This window comes from Pseudomonas fluorescens, from assembly GCF_902497895.1.
GTDB classification, from domain to species: Bacteria; Pseudomonadota; Gammaproteobacteria; order Pseudomonadales; family Pseudomonadaceae; genus Aquipseudomonas; species Aquipseudomonas fluorescens_BP.
Map to the genome: position 1 here is coordinate 1 of NZ_CABVHQ010000098.1, position 15,136 is coordinate 15,136.

The following is a 15,136-nucleotide window of genomic DNA, read 5'->3' on the forward strand; positions in this document are numbered from 1 at the left end:
GCAGCTGCCGAGCCTGCGAGGCTGCGTCCGGCCGCGAAGCGGTCGTAAAATCAGGCAACACGCTTTTTCAGGTAAACCGCGGGCACAGGATTTGCGACGACTGCGTCCTCGAACGCAGCCTCGCAGGCTCGGCAGCTGCTACGGATTCAGCCCTACGCCGTATTTCAAAGTTGTGTAGATACCTGTGCTGATCCTGAGGGAGGGTAGTGTCAGCTGCTTGAGCCACCGCTCATGCCGTGGTCGACTGCGACCAGCGTGAACACCTGTTTCATAGTTTGCGGCCCAGGCGAGGAACGCCTGGTGGTTCGCATACATGTCCCCTGCTGGAAGGATACGGTCACCATAGCGCTGTAATTCGCGCAACTTCAGACGCTGTAAATCCGTTTGCTCACTTCATAGGTCTCCCTTCCAGCGGGACATAGATGCTAGTGAATACTCGACGCCAACTCAAAGATCGGGATGTACATCAAAATCACGATCACCCCGATCAACAATCCGATAAAGGTCATCAGCAGCGGCTCGAACAAGCGCACGAACCATTCGAGCCAGCGGCTGATTTCTTCGTCGTAGAAGTCGGCGCTGCGTTCCATCATGTAGCCCAGGTTGCCCGACTGTTCACCGGCCCGCAGCAGACGCAGCGACACCGGGGTGGTCAGCTCGTTGTTTTCCAGCGCGGCAGACAATGCGTGGCCCTCGCGGACTCGCTCGCTGGCGGCATCCAGGCGGGTCCTGGAGCCGACGTTGAGTATTCCACGGACCATGCCCATGGCGGTGATGATGGGGATGCCGCCTTGCAGCAGGATGCCGAGGGAGCGGTAGAAGCGCGCCAATTCATACATGACGATTCGCCGATGGATCGCCGGTATCCGTTCCAGCATTCGGTCGACGCCGCGCCGAAAACCGGGCTGGCGCATCAACACTCCCAGGGCGACGATGCTCGCCAGCAGGCCGACGCAGAACTCGGTCTGGTGGCTGTGCAGGAATAGCCCGCAATGCATCAGCATCTGCGACAGCCAGGGCAGGTTGGAGCCCAAACCTTCAAAGACCAGGCTGAAGCGCGGCACCACGTAGCCCATCAGAAACAGCACCACGCCGCCACCGACAATCAGCAACAACACCGGATAGATCGACGCGCTGACGATCTTTTGCCGAACCTCGTCCATGCGTTGTCGGTAGACCACATAGCGGCCAAGGGCTTCGCTGACGTTGCCGGTTTTTTCGCTGGACTGCACCAGCGCCACATACAGCGGCGGGAACACTTGCGACAACTGGCTCAGCGCCTGGGAAAAGGATTTGCCTTCGTACAGCAGCCGTACCAATTCACTCAAGGTCTTGCGGGCCTGGGGCGCGGTTTCTTTTTCCGCCAGGCTTTCCAGCGCGTCGATCAGGGCCAGGCCGGCATTGAGCAGGGTGGTCAATTCCTGGCTGAACAGCAGCAAGGGAAAGGTTTCATTGCGCCGCCAGGCACTGAGCCGCCAGCGCTGTTCGGCCCGCAGGCTGATCAGGCGCCAGCCTTGGTCCTCGGCCATGCGGCGGGCCTCGTCGGGGCCTTGTGCATCGACCACCAACGCGCTGACGCCGGTTTTGCCCATGACCTTGAGATAAAAGCGCATAGCAGTGCCCTCGGTCATTGCCAGCTGGTGATTTCAGCGTTCTCGCCTTCGCCGCCGGGCTGGCCGTCCTTGCCCATCGACAGCAGGTCGTAATCGCCATTCTCGCCGGGGAAGCGATAGATGTAATTGCGGCCCCATGGATCCTGGGGGATTTTTTTCTGCAGATAAGGCCCGGTCCAGCGCGGCTCGTCACTGGGAGCGATGTTCAGGGCGGCGAGCCCCTGTTCGCCGTTGGGGTAGTGGCCAAGCTCCAGCCGGTACAGATCCAGCGCCTTGCCCAGGCCTTCGATCTGCGCCTTGGCCACCTTGGCTTCGGAACGGCCGAGCTGGGCGAAGTATTTGGGCGCGACGATACCGGCCAGCAGGCCGAGGACCACCAGCACCACCAGCAATTCAAGCAGGGTGAAGCCACTTTGCTGGCGTCGGGCATTGCGATGATGATTGGGCATGATGACCTCCATAAGTGGGTAGGACTGCTTATGCAATTGCTGTGCTCGCTGCTCCCCTGTTGCTCCGCAGGCCGCGTAACTGCCGGGTTGCGCGGTACGGCACAGAGCTTGCGTACTCCCTTGTAAACCCGGGTGAGTGGGGCAAAAGCCCCAAAAATCGGGGCTTGTCGAGGGAGTATCGAGCATGCGAGTACTGACAACGGGTTTACTGGTCTGGCTGGCCACGGCCGGCGCTGCCCAGGCGGACATCTATGTGTCGCGGTCAACCGACGGTGCTTATGTGCTGTCCAACGTTCATCGACCGGGGCGCACCTACGAAAGGGTCATCAGCGAGTCGACACTGGTGGCTGCGGCGCCGTCGTCGTCGGCACCGCAAATGATCGCGCAGATGCCCTATGCCGAGATGGTCGCCGCGGCGGCTACTGCCAATGACTTGCCGCCGGCACTGTTGCACGCGGTGATTCAGGCGGAGTCGCGCTATAACCCGGCGGCTCGCTCGGTCAAGGGCGCCATGGGCCTCATGCAGCTGATGCCACAGACCGCGAAAGAAATGGGCGTGACCGATGCCCTCGATCCAGCGGCCAATATCCAGGGTGGGGCGCGCTACCTCAAGCGGCTGATGGTGATGTTCGACAACAATATTTCCCTGGCCGTGGCCGCCTACAACGCCGGCCCCGATGCCGTGCTCAGCCGTGGCCGGATCATTCCGCCGTTCGCCGAAACCCAGCGTTATGTGCCCAGCGTGCTGCGCCAGTACCGGCGCTTGCAGGGGCTGGCGGTTGACGCGCCGTTGTAGGATTCCCCAGATGTGGGGACTGCGGGAAACTGGGGATTTTTGGGGGGGTAGGATCACCCACTCAGTTTGGGTTGTTGTTTCAACTAGCTGATTTTAAAGAAAAATATTTATGGCATGGCGATTGCTCCGTCCATTTCACCGATGAACGCGATGCGAGGCCCTCCGCCATGAAAGGGACCCACCCGACCCCCCTGTTGCTCAACCTGATCGTCCTGACTTGCTCATTACTGGGTCTGGCGCCCCTGGCCGAGGCCGCGCTGCGTTGCGAGCGCACGCTGGTGGCCAATGTCGTGGCCTTCGATCAGCCGCTGATGTTCAACCGCCTGGGGGCGCAGAACGCCAACGGTATGCTGCATGCACGCCAGGGCACACCGCTGGTTGCACCCCAGGGCACCGAGGTAAAAATCGTCGATGTGCCATTGCTCGATCAGAACGGCCGGCGGGTGCATCTGCAACAGGACCTGCTGAGTGACCGCATTGTGGTCATGGGCTTTATCTACACCAGCTGCACCACGGTGTGCCCGCTGGTGTCCTCGATCATGGGCAAGGTGCACAAGCAATTGGGCGCCCGGGCCGGGCGTGAAGTGCAGCTGGTGTCGATCAGCATCGATCCGCAACGCGATGATCCGCAGCGCCTGCTCGACTACTCCCGCAAGTTCCAGGACGGGCCGGGCTGGAGCTGGCTGACCGGGACACCGTCGGCCATCAGGGCGACCCTCAAGGGCCTGGGCGGCGGCGATGGCGACTTGAAGAATCATGCACCGTTGATTCTCGTGGGTGATAGCAAGAGCCGCCACTGGACACGCTTTCATGGCTTCACCGATCCGGCGGTGCTGCTCAAGGAAATCGAGCGCCTCAGCTCCCCACGGTTACCGACCGGACCTACCGCCATCGCCCAGGAGAGTCAGCCGGGTCCGCCCCGATGCTCCACCCGCCGCGATCGCCCAGCGTCTGCAATGGCTGACCCTGCCTGTAGCCGGGCGTTGAGAACAGGTGAATAGTATGTCGCTCAGCGCCCGCCGATGTTTGTTCCTGCTGATGTGCCTGTGGCTGTGCCTGAGTCTGTCGGCCATGGCTGTCGAACTGACGCCCCGGGAAAGCGCCGGCAATCGGCTCGACCCGGCGATGCCCCGGTTCGTGCTCTCGAGTGCCGACCAGCTCAGCCTGGCGGCCTACCTCAAACGCCTGGAGGACGACCGCGATCCGGGTCTGGCCAACGATCGGTTGCTGCTCGGCACGCTGTTGCCGAGCAACGGGCCGCTGGCGCAAGCCGGTCATACCGTGGCCGCGGTGTTGCGTGACAGCATCGGCCGGATCAACCAGGCCGGGGGCATCCATGGGCGACAACTGCAACTGATTATTCTCGACCCCGGCCCGGACCTGGCCAGCGCCGAGCAGGCGTTAAGCGAACTGATCGACGAGGAGCAGGTGTTTGCCCTGGTGGCGCCGCTGGCGCCAGCCCTGGCTCCCCGCTTGCCCGAGTTGCTGGAGGCGTCCGGGGTGCCGCTGGTGGGTGCCCAGACCCTGCTTGAAGCGAGCAGCCCGCCCAGCCGACAGATCTTCGAGCCGCTGCCGGGGCTGCGCGAGCAGTTCAACGCGCTGGCCAATTATGCGAGCGCTGACCTGGGCCTGGCCTCGAGCCCGACTTTGATCGTCTCTCCCGGCGACGGCTCGCTGGAGCACCAGGCCCGCACGCTGCAGCAATACCTCAAGGCGCAGGGCTGGCAGGACGTGCGCCGCCAAGTGTATTCGGTAGACGAGCAAGCCGGCCTGACCGGTACCGCCGGCGACGTCAGTTCGGTGTTTTACCTGGGCAGTGCCGAGCACTTCAGTGAACTGGCCGGCCGCCTGCACAGCGTCGGACTGACGCCGTACCTGTTCGCCTCTTCGGCCCAGGTGGCCGGGGATATCCAGCAGTTGCCGGAAGCGTTTTCCAGACGGTTGTTTCTGGCCTACCCCTTCATACCCAGCGACTGGAGCGCACCCGGACGTACGGCATTGACCAATCTGCGCTTGCGCCAGGGCCTCGATGGCCAGCATGCGGTGATGCAGGTAAGTGCCTATTGCTCGCTGGCACTGCTTGGCGAGGCGCTGAAAAGGGCTGGCCGGGATGTCAGCCGGGAGACGCTGATCAAGGCGCTGGAAAGCCTGCATGACTTTGACACCGGCCTGACCCCGCGGGTCAGCTTCGGCCCGGGAAAACGCATGGGGCTCAACGGTGCCCACATTGTCACCGTCGATCTGGGGGCGCTGCAGTTCTATCCGGTAGCGCCTTATATTTCGCTGGAAAACACGCCCTAGGGGCAAGGCCGGATCATGATGGCATTTGATTCTGGTCGAGAACCATTCGCCCCTTCAAGCTGTCGAACGGGAGCAGGCGCTAGCGATGGCGAGGATCTATCTCACCGGGCAGGCTCAGGCCCAGGCGCGAAAGATTGCGCTGGCGCGATTGCGATCGATGAGTCATGTTGAACGGATTGCCGATAGCTGACGACTGCACTCAAACGGATTGACGATCGTTCAAACGTGTCCCCAAAGTTGGGGAATGGCCCGGAACAAGCCCGCATGCTTCCCCAGCTCTGGGGGAAGGGACCCTGCAACGGAAAGTTTTTCCCCATAAAATCAAGAGCCTGAATCTAGCGCCAAGCCTGGCATGAAGCGTGCGTAAGCCTGAGTAAGGCACGCACTCCCAGGTTCGGATAACGGATCTGAACTGTTTCAAGGAGTCTGCCCTGTTGAACAAAGTACTGGTAGTCGAAGACGAACAGATCCTGGCGCAGAACCTCGCAGCGTATCTCGAGGCTCAAAGCCTGGAGGTCCGAGTCGCCCATGACGGTGCCAAGGCCATAGCCATGGTTGAGGACTTTGCACCCGATGTTGTAGTGCTCGATTTCCGTTTGCCGGATATGGACGGGTTTCAGGTGCTCGACGCTGTCCGCCAACACAGGGACTGTCATTTTGTGCTGATTACTGCGCATCCGACCAGTGAGGTCTGTGAGCGTGCCGTGCAGCTAGGTGTCAGTCATGTCCTGTTCAAACCGTTCCCGTTGGCGGAACTGGCCCGCGCAGTCTGTGACCTGGTCGGCATACGCTGCGAGCCTCGAGCAGGGGCGCAAGTATCGGAAGGGTTCGTCGAACGTCGCCAGAGCAGGAGTGATAATTTCCCCCTGCAGTTGTACGACGGTAGCTGGGTCCTGGCCGATCGCCGACGAAGGTCGGCGCATTCGCCTCCAGCCAGCGACGGGCCACTGCTAACCGGGGAATAGTGGCGCGATAAGCGTTCAAGGCCCCCGCCGATGACCTGCCGCGCCGAAAGGGCAATAGCCCCCGGGACGTTGGAGTGCAGGTCATGGAGCGTCTGTCATTGGCTACCGAGCCGGCATCGACCGTTCGAGCGGCGTCGCGATTCACCCGTGAACAACTGGCTCAGGCCAGAACCCTCGCCGCCAGCTCTGGCGAACGAGCCCTGGAGACCCTGCAAACCCTCAGCGCACTGGACCCGGCGGCCTTCGTCCGCTGCCTGGGATCCACCCTGCATTACCCGGTACTCGACAGCGAAAACCTGTTCAAGGCGACTCCGCTGTTCGATCGGGTCAGCCTGGCCCAGGCGCTCAAGCACGAATTCATCCTGTTGCAGCATGGCGATCAGCTGCTCGGGGTATTTGCCGACCCCTTCGACCCGGCACGCCTTGCCTGGATCGATGATCGGCTGCTGGGGGCACCGCTCTATCTGGTCCATGCCGCCGACCTCAAGACTTGCCTGGCCCGCCATGAAGAGAGCTTTCACGCCGTCGATGCACTGGATGCCCAGGCCGCCAGCGCTAACGATCGCGACAAGGACAACCTGCACAGCCTGTCGCTGACCAGCATCAGCGAAGACGCCAGCGCCGTGGTCAAACTGGTCAACTCGACCCTCTACGATGCGCTGAAAATACATGCCAGCGACATCCACCTGGGCATGACCGGCAGCGGGCTGGTGATCAAATACCGGGTCGACGGCGTCCTCAACAACATCAGCAAGGTTCAAGGCAGCGAGTTCGCCGACCAGGTCATCTCGCGGGTCAAGGTCATGGCCGAACTGGACATCGGCGAGAAACGCGTGCCTCAGGACGGGCGCTTCAAGATCGGTATCAACGGCCGGCAGATCGACTTCCGGGTGTCGATCATGCCGAGCATCTTCGGTGAAGATGCGGTGCTGCGAGTCCTCGACAAGCAGGACCTTGCCGACCGGGTCAGCGGCGTGCAGTTGCAGGCCCTGGGGTTCGCCGACGAGACCCTGCGCAGCCTGCGCCGACTGGCGGCCGAACCCTACGGCATGATCCTCGTCACCGGCCCCACCGGCAGCGGCAAGACCACCACGCTCTACGCGATGATCACCGAGATCAACCACGGCGTAGACAAGATCATCACCATCGAAGACCCGGTGGAATACCAGCTGCCTGGCGTGTTGCAGATCCCGGTCAACGAAAAGAAAGGCCTGACCTTTGCCCGCGGCCTGCGCTCGATCCTGCGCCATGACCCGGACAAAATCATGGTCGGCGAGATCCGCGACCCCGATACCGCGCAGATTGCCGTGCAGTCGGCACTCACCGGGCACCTGGTGTTCACCACCATTCACGCCAACAACGTGTTCGACGTCATCGGCCGTTTCAGCCAGATGCAGGTCGACCCCTACAGCTTCGTTTCCGCGCTCAACGCAGTGCTGGCCCAGCGCTTGATCCGGCTGGTGTGCCCGGCCTGTGCGGTGGCGCGCACGCCGGACCTCGAGGAGCTGCAGGCCTCCGGGCTGGACCCGCTGGCGGTGGCCGATTACCGCTTCGTCCACGGCGTCGGTTGCAGCCATTGCAGGGGCACCGGCTATCGCGGACGCACGGCGATTGCCGAACTACTGCACCTGGATGACGAAATCCGCCAGCTCATCGTCGAGCGCCAACCCCTGTCGAAAATCAAGGCCGTGGCCTGTAGCCGAGGTCTGCGCCTGCTGCGCAGCTCGGCGCTGGAGCTGGTGCGCGAAGGGCGCACGACATTGGAGGAGATCAATCGTGTCACTTTCGTCGCGTGATCGGTATATCGCCGTGCTCGGTGCCAATGGTGTTGGCCTGGGTCACCGGCGCGGCAACGACAACCACTGGCTGGGCAGCGTCGGGCTGATCGGCGAGCACTACGTGGACTGGCCACTGGCAGTCGATACCCTGGAGCACCTGCTCAACGAACAGGTGCCCCGGGGCGCTGCCTTGAGTGTGGTGCTGTCGGCGCATTACCAACGCTATTGCCTGATTCCCTGGAGTGCGCAGATCAGCAGCCCGCGGGAATTGGTCGCCTATGCCCGGGCCTGCTTCGATGACCTCTACGGTGTGTCGGTGCAGCCCTGGAGTGTCGCGCTGTCTCCCGAGGCCGCGGGTTCGAGCCGGATCGCCGCGGCTCTGCCTGAAGAGATGCTGCTGCGCTTGCGCACGCTGGCAACTCAGCGCGGCCTGCATCTGCGTTCGGTTCAACCCTACCTGATGACCGCCTTCAACCGCTTCCAGCGCCAGCTCGGGCAGGGCGACCTGCTTTTTGTGGTCGCCGAGCCGCTGCGCAGTGTGGTGCTGCTCAAGCGCGCCGGTCAGTGGCAGGCGGTGCACTCGGTGGGCTGCCCCGACAGCGACGAGGCCCTGGAAGCGTTGATCGCTCGCCAATGCGAACTGCTGGACGACCCCGCCCACCCAGCCTTGAACCTGTACCTGCATGCACCGGGACGGCAGAACGATTTGCCGGATCTGGCCGGGGTGCAGTTGTCCCTCGAGACTCCGGGCCCGGTGCCAGTGCGTGATGTGTTGTTCAGCATGTCCCGGGCGGTGGCTTGAGATGCGCCCGCTACAGCTCGACTTCCAGCCAACCCGGCACCACAACAGGTTGCTCGGCACGAGCCTGTTGCTCGTCGCAGTGCTGTTGGCACTGACCTGCGCCGCACTGTATCGGCACCTTGACGAACAGCAGCAACTGCAGCAGCAACAACTGCTGCAGGCCGAGCAGCAGTTGGGCGGCGATGTTCCCGGCAAGGCTGGCCTGTCGCCAGCCGAGAGCCGCGAGCAGGAACAGAATCTGGCCCAGATGCGCCAGGTCTCGCAGCAGATGCGCCGGCCCTGGGAGCGCCTGTTCGCGATGCTCGAGTCGCTGCCCCAGGACGACGTCGCCTTGCTTTCACTGACTCCCGATGCACGCAAGGGGCAAGTCCGGATCAGCGCCGAGGCACGCAATCTGGAGGCCATGCTGGAGTTTCACCGGCTTCTGGAAAACAGCGCGGAGCTGAGCGACGTGTCGTTGCTCAACCACGAAATCCTCGCCAAATCGACCGATCACTCGGTGCAGTTCAACCTGTCGGCCAGCTGGGAGATCAGCAATGGCAATCCCTAGATTGATCGTTCACGAACAGCTGCAAAGCCTTGGCTGGCCCGGGCTGGCCGCAGCGTTGCTGATGGTGCTGGTGCTGCTCTACGTCGCGGTGGGCCTGGTGCCTGGCTGGCAGACCCTGGAAAACGTTCGCCAGCGCAGTCTTGCCGCGGACGACTATCTGGTGCGCATCGAACAGGGCAGCGTCAGCGCGCCCGTGATACCCCAGCGGCAACTGGACGAGTTTCACCGGCAGTTGCCGGCCCAGCCCGAAGCCACCGTGGCCATCGACCGGATCTACGCGCTGGCGGCCGCCCAGAAGATCACCCTGGCGCGCGGCGAGTACGCCCTGGGCGTCGATCCGAAGACCCACCTGGCGCGTTATCAGATTCTCCTGCCGGTACGCGGCAGCTACCCGCAACTGCGACGCTTCCTGCATGAATTGCTCGGTCAATTGCCGGCGCTGGTCCTTGAAGATGTCGATCTGCAACGCAAGCGCATTGCCGACAGTGAGCTGAGCGGACGCCTGCGCATGACCCTCTATTTGTCGAGGTCGAAATGAACAGACAACGTACCCTCGGCTGGTTGGCTTTCCTGGCAATCGCCGGTGCGCTCGCCTGGGGGCCGAAGATGTTTTTCGACGAAGGGCAGGATCCTGGCGAGGCGAGCGCCACGGCCGCGTCCCCGGCCAACGCCGGCAAGGTTCGATCGGCTGCAGTTGCCCGGCAGGCGGTCGTAAAGCCCCTGAACATGAGTCGCGACCTGTTTGCGGCCAAGAGCTGGAAACCTGCGCCGACCCTGGCGACGGTCACCGAACAAGCCGCTCCGGTCCTGCCAGAGGCAGTTGCTCCGAGCGCTCCACCACTGCCTTTCCAGTTCATCGGTCGGATGGACGATCAGCGCGATCTGCAGGTGTTCCTGCAGAACGGCGAAAAACTCTACGTCGTGCGCATTGGCGACGTTATCGACGATACCTATCGGATCGAGCATATCTCCGCCACGGAGTTGAGCCTGGTCTACCTGCCCTTGCATCTGTCCCAGACGCTGTCTGTAGGGAGTACACCATGAACTCGTTTCCTTGGGGCCTGCCCGTGCCTTGCCTGGTTTTCGCGGTTTGCCTGAGCCTGGCCGGATGCGGTGCCAGCTCCGCCAGAAAAGAAGGTATGTCGCTGATTGAAGAGGGTCAGTACGAAGCCGGACTGGCGCGCTTCGAAGAGGGCTTGCAGAAGTACCCGCGCGATACCGAACTGAACATTGCGATGAGCGCCGGCCATGCCCGTTCGGTCAGGGCGCTGTTGACCGAGGCCGATCAGGATCGGGCCATGCGTGAATATGCCTCGGCCCGAGTGGGCTACGGGCGAGTGCTGACCATCGAACCGAGTAACGTTCGAGCCCGCGACGCGCTGCGCCAGATCGAACAACTGCGCAACCTCGATGAGTACCTGCGTCAGGGCCAAGCCCACCTGCGCCGAGGCGACATCTTCGGCGCCGAACGTCAGGTCCGCGATATCCTCGCCCTCGACCCGAAAAACGAAAGCGCGCTGGAACTGCGCCGCAGCATCGAACAGATCCAAAGCCGCAACGTCGTGCCTTTTCCGCAACTGCGCATGCGCCTGGATCGCCCGGTCACCCTGGAGTTTCGCGACGCCAACCTGAAGGTGATCTTTGAAGTGCTGTCCCAGGTCGCGGGCCTGAACTTTATCTTCGACAAGGACCTGCGCCCGGACATGAAAGCCACGATCTTCGTCCGTGATGTGCGGATCGAAGACGCGGTGGAGCTGCTGCTGCAACAGAATCAACTGCATCAAAAGGTGGTCAATGACAACACCCTGCTGATCTACCCCGACTCGCCGCAGAAGATCAAGGATTATCAAGAGCTGGTCATGCGCACCTTCTACCTGACCAGCATCGACTCCAACACCGCGCTGAACATGGTCAAGACCATGCTCAAGACCCGCGATGTATTCGTCGATGAACGCCTCAATACCCTGACCATGCGCGACACTCCCGATGCGGTGCGCATGGCCGAAAAACTCTTCCAGTCCCAGGATCAGTCCAACCCCGAAGTGGTGCTCGAAGTCCAGGTCATGGAAGTGTCCCGGCAACGCATTATCGACCTCGGTCTGCAATGGCCGAACACCTTCGGCGTGATCAACAGCGACGGCACCGGGGTGAGCATTCTCGATCAACTGCGCGGCATCAATTCCGGGCGGATCTCCATTGCGCCGTCACCGCAGTTGAAGATCAACGCCCAGGACAACGACATCAATACCCTGGCCAGTCCGGTGATCCGCGTCAGTAACCGTGAACAGGCGCGCATCCATATCGGTCAGCGGGTGCCGATCATCAGTGCCACCTCGATGCCTTCGACCCAAGGGCCGGTGATCACCGAGAGCGTCACCTACCTGGACGTCGGTCTGAAGCTGGAAGTGCAGCCTATCGTTCACCTGAATAACGAAGTGGCGATCAAGATCGCCCTCGAAGTCAGCAACGCCACGCCGCTGGAACCGACCCGCCAGGGCACGATTCCGGTCCAGGTCGATACCCGCAACGCCCAGACCACTCTGCGTCTGCACGACGGCGAAACCCAGGTGCTGGCCGGCCTGGTGCGTAATGACCATGGCGCCACCGGCAACAAGATCCCCGGCCTGGGCGATATCCCGGGGCTCGGCCGACTGTTCGGCAGCAACAAGGACTCGCTGGGCAAATCCGAGCTGGTGTTGTCGATCACTCCGCGGATCGTGCGCAATCTGCCTTACCAGAGCCCTTCGGACATGGAGTTCCCGACCGGCACCGAAACCAGCATGCATATCCAGAACATGGACCGCTCCAAGGACCCGTCCGAATTTGCCGAGCCGGACCCTGACGCTGCATCGCTGGCGGCCGTGCGCAACACCCCGAGGCCTTGAATCATGAAGCGCAGCCGGGGTTTCACCCTGATCGAAGTGGTGGTCACGCTGGCGCTGATCGGGCTGCTCGCGAGCATCGCTGCGCCTCTCACCGAAACCGTGGTGCGGCGTGGCAAGGAGCAGGAACTGAAAAACGCGCTGTACCAGATTCGCGATGCCATCGATGCCTATAAGCGTGCGGCCGATGCCGGGTACATCGAAAAGTCCATCAGCAGCAACGGCTTCCCACCCAACCTGCAGGTACTGGTGGAAGGCGTGCGCGACGTGCGCAGCGCCAAGGGCGCCAAGTTCTATTTTCTCCGGCGCCTGCCCCGCGATCCGCTGGTCACGGCCAAGCGCAACCAGGACGGCTGGGGGCTGCGTTCGTATGACAGTACCGCGCAGAACCCGCGTGAAGGCGAAGACGTCTTCGACGTGTATTCCCTGGCACGCGGCAAAGGCCTCAATGGCATTGCCTATGGAGAGTGGTGATTTTATGCGCCGCGAGAAGGGCTTCACCCTGATCGAGTTGCTGGTGGTCATGGCGATCATCGCCACCCTGATGACAATTGCCTTGCCACGCTATTTCAGCAGCCTGGACAACGCCCGGGAAACCACGCTGCGCCAGAGCCTGGCGGTGATGCGCGAAGCGCTGGATCACTACTACGGCGATACCGGGCATTACCCCGATTCCATCGACCAGTTGGTGGAGCAGCGCTACCTGCGCAGCCAACCGCTGGATCCGATCACCGAGCGCAAGGATCTCTGGGTGTCGGTGGCGCCACCGGATGGCGTTGCGGGAGGGGTCGCCGACGTCAAGAGCGGTGCGACCGGGAGGGCGCGTGATGGCAGTCTCTATGCAGAGTGGTAGCGCGCAAGACCAACAGGGTTTCACCTACCTGGGGGTGCTGTTTCTCATCGTGCTGATGGGGGCTGGTCTGGCCAGTGCCGGCCAGGTCTGGTCGAGCGCGGCGCGCCGCGAACACGAACGTCAACTGCTCTGGGTCGGCACTCAGTACGCCCAGGCGCTGCGCAGTTACTACCGCAGCTCGCCAGGCCTGGCGCAGTACCCGGAAACCCTGGAAGTGCTGCTGGAGGATGACCGTTTCCCGTCACCCCAACGGCACCTGCGCCGACTTTATCCGGACCCGATCACCAACTCCGCCGACTGGGGCCTGATGCGCGGTTTCGATGGGCGCATCACCGGGGTGTACAGCCGTTCCCAGGAGCAGCCGCTGAAACAGGCGGACTTCCCCACCCAATGGGTCGACTTCACCGATATGAGTCATTACTCGGACTGGCAGTTCGTCGCGGAAAAAGCCTTCCTCGACAACGCGGCTGGCGCGGCGAAAGCCGGGTCTCCTGCACCGGATCCCTGAGGAGCCGACATGTTCAGATCAATCCTGTCGCTCATCGCCCTGACCCTGCTGCTGAGTGCTGCAGCCGGTGCGGGCCGGCGAAGAAAATGAACTGCTCGGCTTTATTTGCCCGCGATGAAGACGGCCTGACAGCCGCGCTGTCTCCAGCGGATGTACCCAGATCCACTGTGGGAACTGGCTTGCCTGCGATGGCGGCCTGACAGCCGGCCTGTCTCTGCGGATGTACCCCGATCCACTGTGGGAACTGGCTTGCCCGCGAAAGCGGCCTTTGTTGACGGAGAGGCTCAGGGCATGAAGGCGGCCTGACAGCCAACCTGGCTCTTGCGGATGTACCCAATCCCACTAATGTAGGAGCTGCCGCAGGCTGCGATCTTTTGATCTTGGCGTTTGGTCGGTGTACCTATCCATTTCTGCGGTTATGGCCACTTTATGTTTTCGGACGTGTTCGCCGGCGCCCCAGCTTCCTGCGATCCCGCGAAAATAGTGCGCCATCCTCTTCAACGAGCCACCGAATGTAGGCTGATTCGGCGAAGGGTATAGGAACGCTCCTGATGAGACTTCAGGGGCTGGAACGGTCACTGAAGATGATTCATTGTTGGTTGTAGGGACGCAACCAGTGCCTGTTTGTAGATACTTTTCCCATGTATTTAAAAATGGATTGAATGCTGTGGCCGGCAACTTTTTGATAGTGGCGCGGCTATGTAAAAGAACAGTGTTCATTTTCCGAAAGAAGCCAAATCACTAGTAACCAAAACAACTTCGACCGCGTTTTGGCCGGGATTTCTGCGCGTCCGAAAATGCCAGCGACGAAGCCCCGCACTTCATTAAACACACCGGGCGTGGCGTCGCCCGCCGCCAGGGAGGCTTGAACATGTCCAGCCAATTGCGCACCTTCTTCGACCACAGCCGGCACACCCTCTGGGTTCGCAATGTCGACGCAGCGCTCGACGTCCTGACCTTCCACGGTGAAGAACGCCTGAGCCAGCCGTTCACCTACCGCGTGGAATTCACCTGCCCCGAGCACGACCTGGCCGCCGACCAGCTGCTCGGCAAGGACGCCCGTTTCAGCCTGCATGCCGTACCGCAAAAGCTGCCATTCCTCGGCCTTAGTGTGCCCAAGGTCAAGCCGCTGCGCACGCTGCACGGGGTGATCAGCGGCTTCAAGGGCCTGTCCGGCTCCCTCGACGAAGCCCGCTACGAAATCTCTGGCTGACCCCCTTTGCAAGGAGCGAAACACCGCATGACCACCTTGTTCACCTGGCTTTTTGGACGGCAATACACTGACCGGAACTCTGTGTTTGATGTGCGCGATGCCCCGATCCTGCCGACGCCCGACACCCGGCCTGTCCCGTTGCCTCCGGCATCCAGTACCGACGCCCTGCAACCGTTGAAGAACTGGAGCCACCCGTTCAAGGATTCGCGCAACCCGCTGTTGCAGCTGACCCACTTGGCCAAGGCGGCGGCTGGCTATTATCCGCTGGGGATCAATGGCCTCTGGCACGGCGGCGTGCATTTCGACAGCGGCACCGCCGACGGCCTGGATCAATCCAGCGTGCAGTGCCTGGCCGATGGAGAGGTGGTGGCTTATCGCATCGACACGCACTCGCCAACCACGGCCTACTGGGTCCACAAGCTGTCC

Annotated in this window: 14 protein-coding genes and 4 pseudogenes; 16 read left to right on the plus strand and 2 right to left on the minus strand. The window is 62.1% G+C overall.

The window, feature by feature from the left end; translation table 11 throughout:
• Positions 1-425 precede the first annotated feature (425 nt).
• Together F8N21_RS28360 and gspG are read right to left on the minus strand one after the other, a co-directional pair.
• The gene (locus F8N21_RS28360) at positions 426-1,613 is read right to left on the minus strand and encodes a type II secretion system F family protein (protein WP_150645282.1); all 1,188 of its coding nucleotides are present in this window, start codon (positions 1,611-1,613) and stop codon (positions 426-428) included.
• Positions 1,614-1,627: 14 nt separating this feature from the next.
• Positions 1,628-2,062, minus strand: a complete 435-nt coding sequence (gene gspG, locus F8N21_RS28365) for a type II secretion system major pseudopilin GspG (RefSeq protein WP_150645283.1) — start codon at positions 2,060-2,062, stop codon at positions 1,628-1,630.
• A gap of 184 nt (positions 2,063-2,246) precedes the next feature.
• On the opposite strand from gspG, the gene F8N21_RS28370 reads away from it, so the two are divergent.
• From F8N21_RS28370 to F8N21_RS28440, 16 genes and pseudogenes are all read left to right on the plus strand, one after another.
• A complete protein-coding gene (locus tag F8N21_RS28370) occupies positions 2,247-2,858 on the plus strand; it encodes a lytic transglycosylase domain-containing protein (protein WP_150645284.1) in 612 nt (203 codons plus the stop codon).
• 311 nt (positions 2,859-3,169) lie between these two features.
• Positions 3,170-3,769: pseudogene (locus F8N21_RS28375) on the plus strand (SCO family protein); the annotation flags it as partial.
• Positions 3,765-3,845, plus strand: a pseudogene (locus F8N21_RS31180) (SCO family protein); the annotation flags it as partial. The pseudogenes F8N21_RS28375 and F8N21_RS31180, both read left to right, overlap by 5 nt.
• Before the next feature lie 51 nt (positions 3,846-3,896).
• Positions 3,897-5,159, plus strand: a complete 1,263-nt coding sequence (locus tag F8N21_RS28380; protein ID WP_412071682.1) for an ABC transporter substrate-binding protein — start codon at positions 3,897-3,899, stop codon at positions 5,157-5,159.
• A gap of 431 nt (positions 5,160-5,590) precedes the next feature.
• Complete coding sequence (locus F8N21_RS28385; RefSeq protein ID WP_150645286.1) at positions 5,591-6,124, plus strand: response regulator; 534 nt, start codon at positions 5,591-5,593, stop codon at positions 6,122-6,124.
• A gap of 83 nt (positions 6,125-6,207) precedes the next feature.
• Positions 6,208-7,920 carry a GspE/PulE family protein gene (locus tag F8N21_RS28390; protein WP_150645287.1) on the plus strand — a complete coding sequence of 571 codons (1,713 nt, stop codon included), beginning with the start codon at positions 6,208-6,210 and terminating at the stop codon, positions 7,918-7,920.
• The gene (locus F8N21_RS28395) at positions 7,901-8,704 is read left to right on the plus strand and encodes a hypothetical protein (protein WP_150645288.1); all 804 of its coding nucleotides are present in this window, start codon (positions 7,901-7,903) and stop codon (positions 8,702-8,704) included. The genes F8N21_RS28390 and F8N21_RS28395 overlap by 20 nt, the downstream gene beginning before the upstream one ends.
• Position 8,705: 1 nt before the next feature.
• Positions 8,706-9,254, plus strand: a complete 549-nt coding sequence (locus F8N21_RS28400) for a PilN domain-containing protein (protein ID WP_150645289.1) — start codon at positions 8,706-8,708, stop codon at positions 9,252-9,254.
• Positions 9,241-9,792, plus strand: a complete 552-nt coding sequence (locus F8N21_RS28405) for a GspMb/PilO family protein (protein WP_150645290.1) — start codon at positions 9,241-9,243, stop codon at positions 9,790-9,792. Before F8N21_RS28400 ends, F8N21_RS28405 begins: the two co-directional genes overlap by 14 nt.
• Positions 9,789-10,298 carry a hypothetical protein gene (locus tag F8N21_RS28410; RefSeq protein WP_150645291.1) on the plus strand — a complete coding sequence of 170 codons (510 nt, stop codon included), beginning with the start codon at positions 9,789-9,791 and terminating at the stop codon, positions 10,296-10,298. The genes F8N21_RS28405 and F8N21_RS28410 overlap by 4 nt, the downstream gene beginning before the upstream one ends.
• The gene (locus tag F8N21_RS28415) at positions 10,295-12,139 is read left to right on the plus strand and encodes a secretin N-terminal domain-containing protein (protein ID WP_150645292.1); all 1,845 of its coding nucleotides are present in this window, start codon (positions 10,295-10,297) and stop codon (positions 12,137-12,139) included. Before F8N21_RS28410 ends, F8N21_RS28415 begins: the two co-directional genes overlap by 4 nt.
• A gap of 3 nt (positions 12,140-12,142) precedes the next feature.
• The gene (locus tag F8N21_RS28420) at positions 12,143-12,610 is read left to right on the plus strand and encodes a type II secretion system protein (RefSeq protein WP_150645293.1); all 468 of its coding nucleotides are present in this window, start codon (positions 12,143-12,145) and stop codon (positions 12,608-12,610) included.
• Between the two features lie 4 nt (positions 12,611-12,614).
• The gene (locus tag F8N21_RS28425; protein ID WP_150645294.1) at positions 12,615-12,989 is read left to right on the plus strand and encodes a type II secretion system protein; all 375 of its coding nucleotides are present in this window, start codon (positions 12,615-12,617) and stop codon (positions 12,987-12,989) included.
• Positions 12,964-13,497 carry a type II secretion system protein gene (locus F8N21_RS28430; RefSeq protein ID WP_150645295.1) on the plus strand — a complete coding sequence of 178 codons (534 nt, stop codon included), beginning with the start codon at positions 12,964-12,966 and terminating at the stop codon, positions 13,495-13,497. Before F8N21_RS28425 ends, F8N21_RS28430 begins: the two co-directional genes overlap by 26 nt.
• 871 nt (positions 13,498-14,368) lie before the next feature.
• A pseudogene (locus F8N21_RS28435) lies at positions 14,369-14,704 on the plus strand (type VI secretion system tip protein VgrG); the annotation flags it as partial.
• Positions 14,705-14,737: 33 nt separating this feature from the next.
• Positions 14,738-15,136 (plus strand): annotated as a pseudogene (locus tag F8N21_RS28440) (hypothetical protein); the annotation flags it as partial.

What these genes read in the sequence shown, in the direction of transcription:
- F8N21_RS28360 (WP_150645282.1), bottom strand. Translation starts at nt 1,613, where the DNA reads ATGCGCTTTTATCTCAAGGTCATGGGCAAAACCGGCGTCAGCGCGTTG.
- gspG (WP_150645283.1), bottom strand. Translation starts at nt 2,062, where the DNA reads ATGCCCAATCATCATCGCAATGCCCGACGCCAGCAAAGTGGCTTCACC.
- F8N21_RS28370 (WP_150645284.1), top strand. Translation starts at nt 2,247, where the DNA reads ATGCGAGTACTGACAACGGGTTTACTGGTCTGGCTGGCCACGGCCGGC.
- F8N21_RS28380 (WP_412071682.1), top strand. Translation starts at nt 3,897, where the DNA reads ATGTGCCTGTGGCTGTGCCTGAGTCTGTCGGCCATGGCTGTCGAACTG.
- F8N21_RS28390 (WP_150645287.1), top strand. Translation starts at nt 6,208, where the DNA reads ATGGAGCGTCTGTCATTGGCTACCGAGCCGGCATCGACCGTTCGAGCG.
- F8N21_RS28400 (WP_150645289.1), top strand. Translation starts at nt 8,706, where the DNA reads ATGCGCCCGCTACAGCTCGACTTCCAGCCAACCCGGCACCACAACAGG.
- F8N21_RS28405 (WP_150645290.1), top strand. Translation starts at nt 9,241, where the DNA reads ATGGCAATCCCTAGATTGATCGTTCACGAACAGCTGCAAAGCCTTGGC.
- F8N21_RS28410 (WP_150645291.1), top strand. Translation starts at nt 9,789, where the DNA reads ATGAACAGACAACGTACCCTCGGCTGGTTGGCTTTCCTGGCAATCGCC.
- F8N21_RS28415 (WP_150645292.1), top strand. Translation starts at nt 10,295, where the DNA reads ATGAACTCGTTTCCTTGGGGCCTGCCCGTGCCTTGCCTGGTTTTCGCG.
- F8N21_RS28420 (WP_150645293.1), top strand. Translation starts at nt 12,143, where the DNA reads ATGAAGCGCAGCCGGGGTTTCACCCTGATCGAAGTGGTGGTCACGCTG.
- F8N21_RS28425 (WP_150645294.1), top strand. Translation starts at nt 12,615, where the DNA reads ATGCGCCGCGAGAAGGGCTTCACCCTGATCGAGTTGCTGGTGGTCATG.
- F8N21_RS28430 (WP_150645295.1), top strand. Translation starts at nt 12,964, where the DNA reads ATGGCAGTCTCTATGCAGAGTGGTAGCGCGCAAGACCAACAGGGTTTC.